The 15,730-nt window shown below is 67.8% G+C and carries 10 protein-coding genes; 5 read left to right on the top strand and 5 right to left on the bottom strand.

What is annotated here, in order from left to right; translation table 11 throughout:
- Positions 1-44 precede the first annotated feature (44 nt).
- The 5 genes from pdhA to MYSTI_RS15140 all read right to left on the bottom strand — a co-directional run bounded on the left by pdhA (position 45) and on the right by MYSTI_RS15140 (position 5,963).
- Positions 45-1,169, bottom strand: coding sequence for a pyruvate dehydrogenase (acetyl-transferring) E1 component subunit alpha (gene pdhA / locus MYSTI_RS15160; RefSeq protein ID WP_063639794.1), 1,125 nt, complete (start codon positions 1,167-1,169; stop codon positions 45-47).
- 133 nt (positions 1,170-1,302) lie between these two features.
- Positions 1,303-2,049, bottom strand: coding sequence for a hypothetical protein (locus MYSTI_RS15155; protein WP_044283673.1), 747 nt, complete (start codon positions 2,047-2,049; stop codon positions 1,303-1,305).
- 54 nt (positions 2,050-2,103) lie between these two features.
- Positions 2,104-3,663 (bottom strand): hypothetical protein, encoded by a 1,560-nt coding sequence (locus tag MYSTI_RS15150; RefSeq protein WP_015348642.1) that lies wholly within the window; start codon positions 3,661-3,663, stop codon positions 2,104-2,106.
- A gap of 75 nt (positions 3,664-3,738) precedes the next feature.
- Entirely contained in the window at positions 3,739-5,202 is a 1,464-nt protein-coding gene (locus MYSTI_RS15145) for an MFS transporter (protein ID WP_015348641.1), read from the bottom strand.
- 80 nt (positions 5,203-5,282) lie between these two features.
- On the bottom strand, positions 5,283-5,963 hold the full coding sequence (locus tag MYSTI_RS15140) for an NUDIX hydrolase (protein ID WP_015348640.1): 681 nt from the start codon (positions 5,961-5,963) through the stop codon (positions 5,283-5,285).
- A 140-nt stretch (positions 5,964-6,103) separates the two neighbouring features.
- Here MYSTI_RS15140 and MYSTI_RS15135 point away from each other — a divergent pair, with 140 nt between their 5' ends.
- From MYSTI_RS15135 to MYSTI_RS15115, 5 genes are all read left to right on the top strand, one after another.
- The gene (locus MYSTI_RS15135) at positions 6,104-8,614 is read left to right on the top strand and encodes a bifunctional metallophosphatase/5'-nucleotidase (RefSeq protein ID WP_084668146.1); all 2,511 of its coding nucleotides are present in this window, start codon (positions 6,104-6,106) and stop codon (positions 8,612-8,614) included.
- Positions 8,614-10,611, top strand: a complete 1,998-nt coding sequence (locus MYSTI_RS15130; RefSeq protein ID WP_015348638.1) for a hypothetical protein — start codon at positions 8,614-8,616, stop codon at positions 10,609-10,611. Before MYSTI_RS15135 ends, MYSTI_RS15130 begins: the two co-directional genes overlap by 1 nt.
- A 79-nt stretch (positions 10,612-10,690) precedes the next feature.
- Positions 10,691-12,223: a hypothetical protein gene (locus MYSTI_RS15125; RefSeq protein WP_015348637.1), complete on the top strand. Its 1,533-nt coding sequence runs from the start codon at positions 10,691-10,693 to the stop codon at positions 12,221-12,223.
- Between the two features lie 194 nt (positions 12,224-12,417).
- Positions 12,418-13,887 carry a DUF7481 family protein gene (locus MYSTI_RS15120; protein WP_015348636.1) on the top strand — a complete coding sequence of 490 codons (1,470 nt, stop codon included), beginning with the start codon at positions 12,418-12,420 and terminating at the stop codon, positions 13,885-13,887.
- Positions 13,888-14,155: 268 nt separating this feature from the next.
- The gene (locus tag MYSTI_RS15115) at positions 14,156-15,622 is read left to right on the top strand and encodes a DUF7481 family protein (RefSeq protein ID WP_015348635.1); all 1,467 of its coding nucleotides are present in this window, start codon (positions 14,156-14,158) and stop codon (positions 15,620-15,622) included.
- Positions 15,623-15,730: the final 108 nt, after the last annotated feature.

The following is a 15,730-nucleotide window of genomic DNA, read 5'->3' as shown; positions in this document are numbered from 1 at the left end:
CGAAATCAAAAAAGGTTGGGTTGAGACAAGGGTCCTGAGCGCCTTCAGCGGATCAGGCCCGCCTTCTTGTCCGCGGCTTCCGCCTGCTCGCGAGGCTCCAGGTCCCAGGTGACCTTCAGCTCCTGGCCCGTCGGGTACGACGGCCAGTTCGTCACCTTCATGCCCAGGACCCGCTCACGGGGCCGCACGTCGGCCTCACCCGGCTCGACGATGGTGTCTCGCCACAGCTCCTCCACGCTCGGCTCCGGGGACTCGTCCGCGAACTTCACCGCGGCGTCCACCTGCGCCTTCACCTCTTCGTCGATGCGCTCGAAGTCCGCCGCCACCGCCAGGCCCTGCGCCAGGGTGTACTCGCGCAGCTTGGGGATGGGGTCGTTCTTGCGCTCGTCCTCCACCTCCTGCTTGGTGCGGTAGTTGGCCGGGTCCGCCATGGAGTGGCCGCGGAAGCGGTACGTGTTCGCCTCCAGCAGCACCGGGCCCTTGCCCGCGCGGCACCACGCGGCCGCGTCCTTCACGGCCTCGTACATCTTCAGCGCGTCCATGCCGTCCACCGGCTCGCCCCGCATGTCGTAGGCGGCGGCGCGCTTGTAGATTTCCGGCACCGCGGCCGTGCGGGCGATGGCGGTACCCATGCCGTAGCGGTTGTTCTCGCAGATGTAGATGACCGGCAGCTTCCACTTCGACGCCATGTTGAACGTCTCGTGCAGCGCGCCCTGGTTGGCCGCCGCGTCGCCGAAGTAGCAGACCGTGACGCGGTCCTCGTTGCGATAGCGGCTGGCGAAGGCCATGCCGGCCGCCAGCGGAATCTGCCCGCCGACGATGCCGTAGCCGCCGTAGAAGTGGTGCTCGATGTCGAAGATGTGCATCGAGCCGCCCTTGCCCTTGCTGTAGCCGGTGCCGCGGCCGAACAGCTCCGCCATCACCATGCCCGCGTCACTGCCACGCGCCAGGGGCTGGCCATGGTCGCGGTACGCGCTGAGCATGTAGTCGTCCTGGCGGATGGCCTCCACCGGACCCACAGCCACCGCCTCCTGCCCGATGTACAGGTGACAGAAGCCGGCAATCTTCCCCAGCGTGTACTGCTGACCCGCGCGCTCCTCGAAACGGCGGATGAGGTACATCTTCCGGTACATCGTCAACAGCAGGTCCTTCGAGTACGGGCTGGCCACCGCGGGTGCCTCCATGCTGGCCGCCCCTACCCTCCAGGAGCGGCGGACGCCGTGCGCCTCATAGCGCGCGGCAGGGGGACTTCAAAGCCTTTCAAACCCCATCCGGCCGCGCCTGTCATTCAGGCGCGGTGCGTCAGGAAACGAGCGTGAAATGAGGCACGCTGATGATGCCATCCAACAGCGTGACGGGCCTGCCGGAATGGTCCGTGGCCAGATGAATCACGAGTGCCTCCGGAAAGCGCCGCTGATAGTCGTTGGCGTGGGTGGGCTCGTTGTCGAAGGCGGCCACCACGGTGCCCAGCCGACCCAGCCTCGCGTGGGCCTCTCGCTTGAACGCGTCATCGTCGTCGCTCAGCGTGGGCTTCATCACCAGGAGCACCTGCTTCTCGTCGGGCGTCACCATTCCGTGGCGGCGCAGGCAGGCGGTGGAGCCGGCGCGCATGCCCTCATGGCGGCCCGTGACGTAGACCAGGTGTGCGCCCGTGGCGACCACGGCATGCGTGAAGGCCGCGGCCCCTTCGATGGCCTCGTCGATCTCGCAGTACTCGCTGGTGAAGAACCGCTCCGCCCAGAACTTTCGCGCGACAGGGAAGTGGTCTTCGACCTGCACGTCCCCCAGGCCGCATGCGCGCATCGCGTCACGCATGTCCCAGCCGGAGGTCCAGTGGTCCGGCCCACACGCGGCCAGGGCGGCAACCGCGTGCGCCTGCCCATATTCCCGGAGGATGCGGGCCTGGCGGTGCCGGTTGTCGAGCAGCGTGGAGTCCAGGTCGAACGCCAGCACCGCCCGCTCACCGAGCGAGCGGGCCCGGGCCAGGACGGCGTTCAGGCTGTCGCGCCAGTCGGCGCGAATGCGCTTCTTGAAGTCTTCAGGAGCCATGGGCGCGGCGAACATTACCCTCGCGCGCGCGACCGTGCCGCCTAAACCGCCGCCTCAGGCGGCCGACTGCCAGGGCATGGGACCAGGAGGCACGCCCTGCCCCGCGTCCGCGAAGCGCTGCATGCGCTGGATGCCGTTGCGGTCCAATACCAGTCGCACCATCTGCGTGCTCTCCTGGCGCCGGTCCGTCTCCCCTTCCTCCACCGTGAAGCGGAAGACCACGTCCACGGGGTAGCGCTTGGCGCCTCGGATGTGGCCCACGGACAGGTCCGCCAGGTCCACGTACTCCAGCGCCAGCTCCGGCTCGTCCATGTCCCGCAGGAACCGGCCCACGTTGAGCCGGAGGATGTCCGTCACGCCCGACAGGCCCCGCTCCGTGCGAGGCAACAGGCGCGCATCCAGCACGATGTGCTTCTGGTAGCGGATGACCGTCTCCGTCACCTCGCCCTGGGACACCATGAGGAAGTCGTCCTGGTGGCGCAGCGCCGTCACGGACGCCGGCACCTTGGGCGCGTAGTCCACGCGCTCCTCACACGTGCCGATGGTGCGCCCCGTCACCGGGTCCACCAGGGCCGCGGTCCGGTCCGACAGGTGCGTGGCCGCCACCCGGCTCAGGACGCGCCGCAGGCCCTCCTTGATGCGGTCCTTCATCATGTAGCCGACCACGGCGATGAGGAAGAAGTTGAGGCTCACCTGCGTGAAGCGGATCTGCGCCCACAAGGCCACCGCGGTCGCGAACGACATGGCGATGCCCGCCGCGAGCGCGAAGAGCACCTCCTCCCAGCCCTGCCGCTTCTGCCGCCGGCGCGAGGAGAGGAAGAGCACGTTCATGCAGAACTTCTTCAGCATGCCCAGCCGCTGGATGTACTCCTCGTTGTCCCCCGTGGGGCTCAGCACGCTGCGCAGCCGGTTCTCCTTGCGGTAGACCTCCTCGCGCAGCACCGCGTCCATCAGCCCCTTGCGCAGCCCCAGCCACGGCTCCCCTCGCGGCAGCGACTTCATGTCCGCCACCGCGCGCCGGAAGCCGTTCTCCACCAGGAGGCTCACGTACTCGTCCACCAGGCGCAGCGACATGCGCGAGCGGTCCTGCACCCGCAGCTCCCCCACCGAACGAAGCCACTGGCGGAAGCGCTCCAGCACCTGCGCCACCCCCGACTGCATCGCCAGGACATCCGACTCCAGCGTCGCGCACGCGTCCGTGGGCAGCGACACCGGGCCCTCGCAGCGCGCCTCCACGCCCGTGGCGAAGCGCCGCAGCGCGCCCCGCAGCACACAGGACAGCAGCTTCGCCTGGTAGACGATGTCCCCTTCGGAGCCCAGCCCCGTGCGCAGCCACGCCTCCAGCTTCACCAGCGGAGAGGCATCCGACGTGAGCAGCTCCTGCACCGCCATCACCGGCGTCTTGAAGCGCACGTAGTTGTGGATGTCCGCGTAGAAGTCCGCGCGGGGGTACGTCTCCGCGTCGATGTAGAGGCTGCCCGGAAGGAACAGGTGTGCCTCCACGAGATAGCGAGTCTCATCCACGCCCGAAGGCTGGTACTCGAGCTTGATCTCGAACTGCTTCCGGTCGTGAACCTCGAAGCGGCTTTGCAGGGGTGCGGGTGCCTGGGTCACAGCCTCACTCTACGTTACAACCCTGTCACGGGGGAGGGATGGCTCCCCCGTGACGTCTCCCCCTTCACAGGGACCTCAGCCCTCGGTACCAGTCCTAGGAGCTGAAACTGTCTGCGCGGTGGCAACCGCTGGCGCGGCGGTGCCGGCCTTCGGCTGCGGGCGGGCATTCCACACGCGGGTGGCCAGCAACAATCCACCGAACGACAGCGGCAGCATGGCGAGCGGCCAGTTGCCCCAGTTGCCCGGGTCCTTGGCGACGTCGCCCGCGGGCAGGATGCGCCCGAGCAGCAGCGACTGGAGCGCGGTGCCCGCGTACACGGCGCCGTCGATGATGCCCACCGCGAGGCCCGCGTTCTTCTTGCCGCCGAAGTCCATGCTGGCCGTGCCGGACAGCATGCCGTGCACGCCAATCACACACAGCGACATGAAGATGACGGTCCACCCCAGCGCGGGGCTCTCGAGCAGGAACAGCGCGGCCACGGCGCCCAGGCTCATGCCCGCGTAGAGCACCGCGGAGACAGGCCCGCGGCGCGAGTCGAACACGCGGTCGCTGATGACGCCGGCGAACATGCCGCCCGTGATGCCCGCGACACACAGGAGCATGCCCCAGTTGGACGCGACGAAGGTCTCGCCGATGCCCGTCGCGCGGGCGAACTTGGGGTACCACTGCATGATGGCGTTGCGCATGAAGCCGCTGCAGAACTCCACCAGCATGATGATGATGATGGCCCGGTTGGTCAGCATCTTCCAGAGGACCTCGCCCACCCCCAGGCTCTTGCCCTGCTCACCGCTGGAGGCATCCTGCGTGTCGAAGTCCGGGTGCCCCGTGTGGCTCGGCGTGTCGCGGATGACGAAGAAGTCCAGCACCACGAAGGCCGCGAGGACGACCGCCGGCACGAAGAACACCCAGTACGTGGGCGCCGCCTTGGCGATGACGCGGCTCCAGTCGTAGGCGAAGTACACGCCCAACGAGATGAGGATGCCGAAGACGCCGCCCAGCTGGCCGCGCTCGCGCACGTGGAACCAGGCCGCGTTCACCTTGACGATGGAGACCGCGCCGAAGCTCTGGAAGTACATGTTGACGGCGTAGAGGAACGACAGCGAGCCCACGATGCCACCGGGCGGCTGCCAGCCCTGCGTGAGCACCTTGTAGACGACGGTGCCCATCAGCACGTTCGCCACCGACGAGCCCGCGGCGGCCAGGAGAATCGTCTTGCGGCCCCCCAGCTTGTCCGTCAGCGGGCCGTTGATGAGGAACGCGAAGCCGTAGACCAACGTGCCCCAGAAGAAGATGGTGCCGAAGTCCGCGTTGGACGTGTGGCCCTTCATCGCGCTGGTGGCTTCGTTGACGTTGTAGCGCCCCATGTAGAGGAACGCGTACGTCATCCCCAACGGGAACCAGTTGAAGAAGCGGCGTCGGCGGAAGGCATCCGTATGGCCCAGCTCCACCTTGGGGAGCCTCGCGAGCACGAGCGAGATGGCTCCCAGCAGGATGACGATGGGCAACAGGTTGGCCAGCCACGGGGGCAGCGACGACATGCAGCAACCTCGGCAGTGGAGTTCGAAACGCCGCGCACCCTACCCCGGCACGCGGCCCCGAGGAACCCCGCCGCGGCGCTTCACCCCATCCGGGCAAGCAACCTCGTGAGCGACACCTCCGTCTTCGCATCCGGGATGTCCCCTCGCCTGCACGCCTCCAGCACCTCCTGGAACGGCCGCCAGTGCAAGAGCGTCCCCTCCTCCAGCGGCGACCCGTCCCCCTCCGGCTCCTCCTGCGTCACGCCCGTGACGTCCACCGCGGCGGGGAACACCTTCTCGGAGAGGATGCCCGGCGCCAGGAAGAACGCGCCCCCCAACAGCTGGATGTCCTCCGGCCTCACGCCATAGCCCGCCTCCTCCCGCACCTCCTCCGCCGCGCGCCGGCGAAGCCCTTCCTCCCCCTTGTCCTCCGGCTCCAGGAGCCCCGCGACAATCTCCTCCACCCGCAGGTAGCCCGCCGCCGGGTCCGGCACCGTCATCGCGTCGCGCTGGTCCTTCCGGAAGAAGGCCGCGGGCCTCAGGTTCATCCGCGTCAGGACCTCGAGCCCCGCCGCACCGCGTCGATAGACGAGCACCGACACCGCATCCAGCCGGGGCCGGTCCACCACATCCACCCTGTAGACGGGTGAAGACGAACCATCCGCGCGTCGGTTGCGACACCGCAGGCGTTTGACTCGGAGGAACCCCTCGTCGCAACGGGCTGAAGACGAGAAATCCTCGATGATCTCGATGTCAGTCACACTGGAATGGCTTTGCCGCATGTCTGGCTGTTCTCCTGAGGGTGCGCATCGCGGTAGATGAGGCGGGTTGCCATCGCGCCGTTGCTTGCCCGATCTTGTCCGATACCGTACTTTGCGCGCGGTTTACCCCCGACGTCCTACCGAAACACGGAATCTTCCTGATGCGTCGCCTCCTGCTCGGCCTTCTATGTGCCCTGGCCACTGCTTCATGCATGCCTGTGGTGGAGGGCCAGGACTACCACCTCGAGGGGCAGGAGGTGCGGCTGACGCTCCTTCATACCTCGGACATCCACTCCCGCCTCATCCCCTATGACTTCGCTCCGTTGAAGACGGACCAGGACCTGGGCCTCGTGCCCGAGGCCGGTCCCTTCGGTGGAGCCACTCGCATGGCCGCGCTGCTCAAGCGCGAGCGCGAGCGGGGGGAGCGAGTGATGCACCTGGACTCTGGAGACTGCTTCCAGGGTGCCCCCATCTTCAACCTCAACAACGGCGAGGTGGAGTTCCGCTTCCTCTCCGCCTCCCGCCTGGACGCCGCCGTCGTGGGCAACCACGAGTTCGACGCGGGCGCGCTGAACTTCACCCAGCAGGCCAAGCAGCACGCGACCTTCCCCCTGCTGGCCGCCAACTACAACTGGAACGACTGGCGGCAGAACGGCAGCAACGAGACCGCGCTGGAGACCTCGCCGTACACCATCCGCAACATCAAGGGCGTGCGGGTGGGTGTCATCGGCATGGCCAACATCTCCTCCCTCAACTCCATCGTCGAGGGTGGCAACAGCATGCAGGTCACCCCGCTGGAGCAGAACGAGGTGGTCCGCGCGTACGTGGCGCTGCTGCGCCCGGTGACGGACCTCATCGTCATCGTCAGCCACCTGGGCCTCACCGAGGACCAGGACGTCATCCAGGGCTATGAGGCCTATTACGAGTACGGCCGCGCCCGCAGCTTCATCCGCCGCGAGAGCAACCCGTGGCAGGTGCTGGAGTGGTTCGGTCCCGAAGGCCACGAGAAGTCCGTCGTGCGCGTGCACATCCCGGGCGTCAGCGGCGTCGACGTGGTGATGGGCGGCCACCTGCACGTGGTGCTCAACCCGCCGCAGCTCATCTCCGACCCGAGCGGCCGCAAGGTGGTGCTCGCGCACTCCGGCGCCTTCTCCAAGTACGTGGGCCGGCTGGACCTGGTCGTGAAGATGCCGGACGTGCTCGGCTCCGGTGAGGGCGGCGAGGTCATCAGCCAGGACTACCGCGTGTTCCCCATCGACGCGCTCTGGTGCGACGACGCCATGCGCCGCTTCCGCTACGACCCGAACATCTTCTGGGAGGACGGCCAGTTCATCCAGATTCCCGCCGTTCGCGCCGCCATCGACAAGTGCCGCGAGCAGGAGGACCGGTTCACCACGCACATGCTCCAGCCCTACATCATCGGCATGGACATGAAGCTGCAGCTCACCAACATCTTCGCGTACGCGCCCACGGATGTGACCCGCCGCAACAACTCGACGGGCGGTGACTCGCCGCTGGGCAACATCGCGGCGGACTCCATGCGCAAGCGCCGCCGGGTGGACGCGCAGATGGCGCTCACCAACTCGCTGGGCATCCGCGACAACCTCTACTCCGGCGTCATCTCCCAGGAGTCGATGTTCAACGTGTTCCCGTTCGAGAACACCATCAACATCATGTACATCTCCGGCAAGGAGATGCAGGAGATGTTCGACTTCGTGGCCGAGCGCTCCGCCGAGCGCGGCTGCGTGAGCCAGGCGCAGATCTCCGGCGCGCGGTTCACCATGGACTGCGCCCAGGTGCAGATCAACGACCTGCGCGTCGAGTGCGACATCTCGATGGCGGGCGCGGACTGCCCCACCGACAACCGCGAGGGCCACGCGCCCTGGCAGTGCCTCCAGGACGAGAGCAGCTCCTCCACCAAGGGCCGCTGCTACGCGCACCCCGGCACGGACATCCAGATTGGCGACGAGCCGCTCAACCCGTTCGGCACGTACCGCGTCGCGGTGAACGACTACATCGCGAAGGGTGGCTCGGGCTTCAACGTCCTCAAGCGCAACACCACGCGCCAGGAGACGGGCATCTCCCTGCGCGACTCGCTCATCGGCTACATGCAGGACTTCTGCACCTGCGACGACATCAACGCGGGCTTCGCCACGCGCGGCAACAAGCCGGATGGCCAGCGCTGCGGCGCCTTCATCGGGGGCCGCTGGGTGGTGAACGAGCGCCTGGTCGCGTCCTGCCGTGAGATGCAGGACTACGAGAATGAGCTGGCGGCGCGCGTGGGCTCCTGCTCCTGCGGCGACCTGGCGCGCAACGGCTTCGATGCGTCCAAGTGCGGCGCGCCGGAGATCACCAACGCCGACCAGGCCCGCGCGGCCTGCATCGCGGCCAAGCCGGTGGGCGACTGCACGTGCGCCGGGCTGGCGGCCAAGGGCTACGACCCGGCCGGCTGCAACGCGCCGGGCGTCGACGACACCGCGAAGGCCAAGGCCGCGTGCACGCCCTCCCCGGGCCCGTTCACCGGCCGCTGTGACTGCCGCGACATCCTGAGCGGAACCAATCCCGTGTGCGGAACGGTGACGCAGCAGCTGCGGAATTTCTGCTCGAACCCGACGGCGATGCCCATCGCCGACGCCGTGGAAGACGGCCGCATTGGCCGGAGGGTGAAGTAATGAAGAGGCTCCTGCTGCTGTCGGCGCTGTCCCTGGCCGGCTGTTACACCCAAGAGACGCCCCAACCTTCTGGGCTCGGGGCCTTCCAGGTCACGGTCAAGGGCATCTACGAGGCGAACACGAACCCGCGCAAGGACGTGCCCGTCGTGGCCGCCTGCGCCGCGAAGTACGGCGGCGTCCAGTCCGCGGTCCCCCTGGACGTGCGTGGGACCAAGGACTGCCTGCTGGCCCTGCCCCGGACGCTGGTGGAGATCGAGCTGGATATCCAGGCGATGGACGTGAAGGGCCAGCCCCTGGCGGACTTCAACGGGCCGGCCTCCTTCCGCACCGTCCCGGGCAACCTCACGGGCCCGTACCGCTACCGCTGGGCGCAGCTGACGAACGGCCGGGGAACGGGCAGCGTGCGCACCGGCCAGCTCTACGGTGAGACCCACGTGTGGGTGGAGGACGAACCCGTCCAGGTCGACTACGCCAACGGCGAGGTCGTCCCGGGCGAGCTTCCCCCGGAGCCCGCGCACCGCACCTCGTCCACGGGCCTGTCGCGCTCGCTGTTCTTCGAGGAGCCCACCATCGCCACGGTGCAGGTGCCGCAGAACGGCAACCAGCAGACGGCGTACAGCGGCACGTTCATGCGCATCGGTCGCGCGCCCGAGGCGGGCCCGGCGCTGGTGCAGAACTGCGCCCCGGATGACCCGAACAACGGCCAGCCCGTCACCCTGCTCGTCACGGGCACGGACCCGGGCGGCTTCTTCGTGACGGACCTGACCGCGTGCCAGGTGCGCGAGGGCAGCATCTCCGGCTCCGTCTCCCAGTTCACCGCGGAGCCCTCCGGCTTCTACCCGGGCCGGTTCAACTCCATGTTCATCTACAACTACTCCTTCCCGGAGGGGTTGGACCCCGGTGACCTGCTCTGGTCCATCGCGGGCTCGGTGCAGGAGTTCACCTCCACCACGCAGCTGACGTTCCCCTCGTGGAACATCCGCGAGAAGGTCCGCCTGCTGCCCCAGGACCAGTGGAACAAGTACCTGGACCTGTCGAAGCCGGTGGAGATCAACGGCCGGCTCTGTGGCTACACCGCGTCGCCGTACATCACCGACCCGCTGTGCGGCTACAACTACGGCAACTACAAGATGGAGGGCCTGGAGTCCTCGCTCGTGAAGGTGCGCCGGGTGAAGTTCCCCACCGTCTTCAAGAGCTGCGACGCCAACGGCAACAACATGGTGGCCACCTTCTGCCAGGCGGGCAGCACCGGCTACGGCGCCTGCGGCACGGACTCGCCCACCGACACGGACGTGCCCGAGCGCCAGTGCAACATCGACTGCACGCTGGGCCGGGGAGAGTTCCGCGGCAAGCTGTGCACGGAGAAGACGACCTACGACAACTTCGGTCAGTTCGTGGTGGAGATGAACCCCACGGGCGCTCCGGCCGCCGGCCTGGATGACTCCGTGCCCGCGCGCCTGCACACGCTGAACGCGGTGCCCCCCGTGGCCCCCGCCACCGCGCACTGGACGCGCTCGCCCAACGCGTACACGGCCGGCTCGACCATGAACATCTGGTGCGACAAGCCGGCCCACGTGCGCTTCGGCGGTGCGGTCGAGCCGGGCCCGGAGACCACCGTGTCGCTCGCCGCGACCACCCGCCTGGAGCGCACGCTCACGGGCGACCAGACCGTCATCTGGGTCTCCCCGCAGGACCCGCTCGGCGGCGTGGTCACCTGCACCCTGGCCCAGCACCCGAACACCCGCATCAACCTGGTCACCAAGGACGCGGTGCCGGACCTGGTGGTCCAGTGTGACCCGAATGACTCCGACGCGGAGCGGGCCAAGCAGTGCCGCTTCCTGCAGGGGGCGACGTTCGATGTCGTCGGCCACCTGCGCCATGTCGGCGCGGCACGTCCCCGGTGGGTCGTGCTGCCTCGAGACCAGGACGACCTCTGCTGCTACCCCGGTCCGGGCCTGGAGTGCCCGCGTCCCATCAAGCCTTGCGTGACTCAGTAGACTTTTGACAAAGCTCGCGCCCCGTTTCATCGGGGCGCAGGGAGGAGCGTTCCAAGCGGGCGCTCCGTGGAGAGGGACATTGAAAACGCTGCAGAAGCTGGCCCTGTCGGGGCTTATCTCCTTGAGTGCGCCCGCCTGGGCCAGTGACTTCGTGGACACGCGCCTGTCGTTCGTCTTCGCGGACGACAACGTGCTTGCGGGCTCGGGCGAGACGACGCCCAACAGCCCCAATGCGCGGTTTGGCGCGGGCAACCAGAACACCCAGTTCTACGACAACTTCAACACGCGGTTCTCCGGCTTCGAGTCGCTGTCGAACATCGTGCTCTACAAGAAGGCACCGGCGTTCTTCGAGGGACTGACGACGGAGGCCGCGCTGACGTTGCTCGTGCTCGAGCGTCCCAGTGGCAACGTCGCCATCCAGGACAACTCCAGCTACATCCGGCTGAACTACCAGCCGCCGGGCTGGGGCGAGAAGGAAGGCATCTCGCTCGTCGGCTTCCCGGTGTCCGCGGACCGCTTCCGTCTGGGCTACGCGTACCGCATCTCGTGGGGCGGCAGCGGCGTGTTCACCACGCGCTCGGCCACCAACGGCGTGCCCGGCGCCAAGCTGCAGATCACGCGTGAGAAGTGGTACGCGTACGTCGGCGGCAAGACGGCGCTGGTGCAGAACGAGCTCATCCTCGAGGAAGAGACGCTCTACGGCGTCATGGCCGGCGCGGGCTGGGACATCCTGGACACGCTGCGCGTCGAGGCGGGCGGCGGCTACTTCCAGAAGGGCCTGGTTCCGGGACTCGCCACGCTGGGCGTCGAGGCGCCGGTGAATGCGGCGGGCCTGTCCGCGCAGGTCGTCTACCACGTGGGTGTGCCGGTGGGCACCAGCGTGGACTTCCGGCTCTACAAGAACGACCCGGAGATCTACGAGCGGTTCTTCGCGCCGGAGCAGTACCCGGGTGGCCTCTCCTACTCCGTGTCGCTCGAGGGCAGCTACCTGTCCCAGACGCTGGAGAAGCCGGACGAGTTCGGCGCGACCAAGCCCCAGGGCGCCACGGCGCTGGCGCTCCAGGCGCGCGCCAAGCTGGGCTTCCTGCGCATGAACGTGCTGGGCCTGTACCGCAGCCTCTCGTACATCCAGTTCGACGTGCCGGGCTTCCCCCCGTTCCAGGACTTCCCCGAGGGGACGAAGCTGAACCCGGAGATGTTCCTGGCCATCGGCGCGGACTACCACCTGCCGAAGCTGCACTTCACGCCGGGCGTCATCGTCGGCGTGCAGCGTCCGGCGTCGTTCCGCAGCCCGTCGCCGGTGCTGGGCGGCAACAACCCGCCGGCGAACCTGATTGGCACGCGCACCGTGGTGGTGCGTGACGTCAACCAGCTGAGCATCCTGCCGGAGACGTGCGGTGGCTCGGGGGCGTGCGGCGCGGAGCCCATCTACTCCGCCAAGGCCACGTTCCGCTGGGACCTGTCCGACTCCGTCGCCGCAGTCGGCGAGGTCTACTACACGTACGACACCAACCGGACCACGTTCCGCGACGACATCACCGGCGTGGCGCAGCCCACGTTCGAGAAGCCGCACGCCCTGGGCTTCAACACGCTGCTGCAGGCGCGCTTCTAGTCTCCACGCGCTTCGGCAGGCCGTCCCATCGGCCCGGTCCCCTCCCCTGGGGGCCGGGCCGCTGTCGTTTCAGGCCAGGGCCCCGCTGATTCCATCCACGGCGGATTGGCGACTATGCGACAATTACGGGACTCGCGCTGGAGAGGGGATGGCTGAAGGTCTGGCCATGGCACGAGCCGAAAGCAGGAAGAACGATGCGATGTCGTGACACGTCGGTGTTGCTGGCAGTGCTCGTGGTCATGGGTTGTTCCCCGTCGAAGGACGAAGTGGACGACGGACCGGGACAACCGGGGCAGGAGTCGCCCGACGACTTCTACAAGAGTGGCTCCCGTCTCAAGGCGCAGGTGACGACCACGGCGGACGGCCTGCGCTGGCCGACCGAGGGCTTCCTCTGGTTCGACACCACGTTGAACCAACCCTGCTACTGGGAAGAGAGCGGTGGGGGCGGCGCCGTCTCCTGCATCCCCCGGGAGATGAACTCCATCCCCCCGGGGAAGGGGGGCTTCTACGCCGACGCGGGCTGCACCGAGGGGCTCATCCTCCGCTCGGAGTTGCTCCCTCCAGGCACCCACTTCGCGAGGAAGGGAGCCGCGTGTGGCGAGTACCCGCGCTATCACGCCATGGGAGAGCTCGTCTCGCGCACGACCGCGTACTTCCATGACGGCACGACGTGCTCGGAAGTGCCCGTGTCCCCCGCCTCCAAGGTGTACCGCGTGGGCGCGGGAGTGACAGCGGGGACCTTCGCGCGAGGGACCTTGAAGGAGCGGACGAAGGACTCTGGCATCTCGGCCCACTTCATCGACGGCGAGGACGGGTCGGCGCAGTTCGTCCACCTCCGCGACGTAGCCCGGGACACGGCCTGCGGGAACCACTGGGCAAGCGACGGGAAGCGACGCTGCCTCCCCGTCGGCCCCACCACCGCGCACGGACAGCTGGCCTTCGCCGCGGTGAACCCGACGTGCACCGAAGCCGCCTACTCCGCGACCTGCGTGGCGCGGCCCCGCTTCGCGGTGACCTTGTCGCAGTCCTCGTGTGCACCGGCCTCCACGGTCCACGAAGCCGGAGTGGAAGTCACCCAGGTCTACAGCGCGGCGGGCGCGGGCGTGTGCCAACCCCTCACGATGGTGCCTCCGGACACTCGCTTCTTCCAGGCGGGTGCCCCGATTCCGGCCTCGAGCTTCGTGGAGCTGAAGGAGGTCGACCTCAAGACGCATGGCCGGCTCAAGGTGCGCGGGATGGCGGCGGGTGACGCGGTCCGCATCCCCGTGGGCGTGCATGACACCGAGCTCGACACCGACTGCAGGTTCCTGGAGGACGCGAGTCGAAAGCTCCGCTGCTTCCCCCTCTCGAACCTCAGCAGCAATCAGAACCTCTTCGCGGACTCCGCCTGCACGAGCCCGGTGGGCGTCGAAGACGTGCCGACGTGCGCGTCCTCGCCGCCCTCGAAGCATGTCCTGGTGCGCACCTTCACGGCGACGACGCCGTACTACCGCGCCTACAACACGGGCGCGAAGCACGACGGTCCCCTCTTCGAGCGCCCGTTCGGCGGAGGGACACCGGGCGACTGCCGACCGGCGCAGCGCACGTCAGGCGCCGCGTACTACCAGCTGGGAGTGGAGATTCCCGCGACGTCGCTGGTGGAAGGGACACGGACGCGGGACTGACGCTCGCGGAATGAGAGCAAAGGCTCTCCACTGCTGAGACCCAAGATGCCGGCCCGGTTCCCACGTGAGGACCGGGCCGTTGTCGTTCCAGATATGGGATTTGGGATTCGCGAACAGCGCAACGTTCGAAGGCTGAAGTCATGACATCGGTCGACTGTCGGGTTGTCGCCGCGTTGCGTTGGCGCTAAGCCGACAACTCCGGCCTTGGGGGCCGGATGGTCGCGGCATGGGGGCCGCGCCACTACTCGAGCATCATCGGGAAGACACCATGCGTTGCATCTACACAGGTCTGGTGCTGGCTGTGCTGTGGGGGACGGGTTGCGGTGGGACCAAGGACTCGGACGACGACAACAATCCGGGGCCAGGCGGTGAGCCCGGAGGGACCCTCAACGTCGCCGACTTCTTCAAGAGCGGCTCGCGCATCAAGGCCCAGGTGACCACCACCACGGATGGCCTGCGCTGGCCGGATGAATGGCATGACAGCAAGCTGAAGAAGACCTGCACCTGGGAGAGCGCGGGAGCCGATGGCGCCCTCTACTGCGTCCCGGGCGGCATGGAGTACGTCCCCGCGGGTGGCTCGGGCTACTACCTCGATGCGAGCTGCACCGAGGGAATCGTCGTCACCTCGGAGCCCGTGGCGGCGACCGACTTCTTCATGAAGCGCAACGTCGGCTGTGGCGTGAACCCGACCTTCCACACCGTCGGCGCTGAAATCACGACGTCCGTGTTCGCCAAGAGCAGCACGGGGGCATGCGACTCCATTCCGGTGTCCCCTGGCTTCAAGGCCTACCGCGCCGGCCCCGAGGTCGCCGCTGGCACCTTCGTGCGAGGCGCTGTGAAGCAGAAGCAGGCGGACAAGGGCATCACGGTTCACTTCATCGAGGGTGAGGACGGGTCCGCGCAGCTGCACCACATCCAGGACACAGTCCGGGACACGGCCTGCATCCTCCAGAAGGCGAGCGACAACAAGGTGCGCTGCCTGCCCACGGGCACCAGCACCGCGGTGGGCAACGCGAAGGTCGCCGCCGTGAACAACACCTGCACCGAGCCGGCCTTCTATTCGACGTGCGGGACGCCTCGCTTCGCGGTGACCTTCGCGCAGGACCAGTGTGGTCCAGGCGCCAAGGTCTACGCGGTCGGAGCGAAGGTCACCCAGGTCTACGGGACGACGGGCGGTGGCGCGTGCCAGCTGAACCCGCAGTCCCCTCCGAACACGACCTACTACCAGGCGGGCGCGGAGATTGCCGCCTCGAGCTTCGTGGAGGCGAAGGAGCTCGACCTCAAGACCCACGGCCGGCTCAAGATTCGTGGCGCGAGCGCGGGTGACAAGGTCCAGATTCCCCTGACGCTCCACGACACCCAGCTCAACACGAACTGCGCCTTCCTGAAGGACTCGGCGGGCACCCTGCGCTGCTTCCCCGTCTCCAGCATCTTCTCCACGGGGAACCTCTTCGCGGATGCCTCCTGCACGAAGCCGGTGGGCCTCTCCAACACCACGTCGTGCACCCCGGACCGCTACGTCCTGGAGAACGACGTCTCGAATCCTTCGGACACGAGCTACCGCGCGTACAACGCGGGCCAGCCGTTCACGGGCACCGTCTACGTCAGCGTGGTGTTCGGCACGGGCGGCCCCCGCTGCATCCAGACGGAGCGCAACCCGGGGAGCACGTACTACCAGCTCGGCTCCGAGATTGCCGCCACGTCGCTGGTCCAGGGCACGACCAAGCTGGACTGACGCATCGGCGTGAGTCGCTCCGACGACCCGGTCACCCTCTCGGGCGGCCGGGTCGTTGTCATTTCCGTGGACTTCGTGTCAAGTGGACACTAAATATACTTGCGCCTT

This window comes from Myxococcus stipitatus DSM 14675 (genome assembly GCF_000331735.1).
In the GTDB taxonomy this organism is placed as follows: domain Bacteria; phylum Myxococcota; class Myxococcia; order Myxococcales; family Myxococcaceae; genus Myxococcus; species Myxococcus stipitatus.
This window is presented reverse-complemented; position numbering and strand designations above follow the sequence as displayed.

Coding starts and splice junctions, on each gene's coding strand:
- MYSTI_RS15155 (WP_044283673.1), bottom strand. CDS start 2,049: ATGGCTCCTGAAGACTTCAAGAAGCGCATTCGCGCCGACTGGCGCGAC.
- MYSTI_RS15145 (WP_015348641.1), bottom strand. CDS start 5,202: ATGTCGTCGCTGCCCCCGTGGCTGGCCAACCTGTTGCCCATCGTCATC.
- MYSTI_RS15140 (WP_015348640.1), bottom strand. CDS start 5,963: ATGCGGCAAAGCCATTCCAGTGTGACTGACATCGAGATCATCGAGGAT.
- MYSTI_RS15135 (WP_084668146.1), top strand. CDS start 6,104: ATGCGTCGCCTCCTGCTCGGCCTTCTATGTGCCCTGGCCACTGCTTCA.
- MYSTI_RS15130 (WP_015348638.1), top strand. CDS start 8,614: ATGAAGAGGCTCCTGCTGCTGTCGGCGCTGTCCCTGGCCGGCTGTTAC.
- MYSTI_RS15120 (WP_015348636.1), top strand. CDS start 12,418: ATGCGATGTCGTGACACGTCGGTGTTGCTGGCAGTGCTCGTGGTCATG.
- MYSTI_RS15115 (WP_015348635.1), top strand. CDS start 14,156: ATGCGTTGCATCTACACAGGTCTGGTGCTGGCTGTGCTGTGGGGGACG.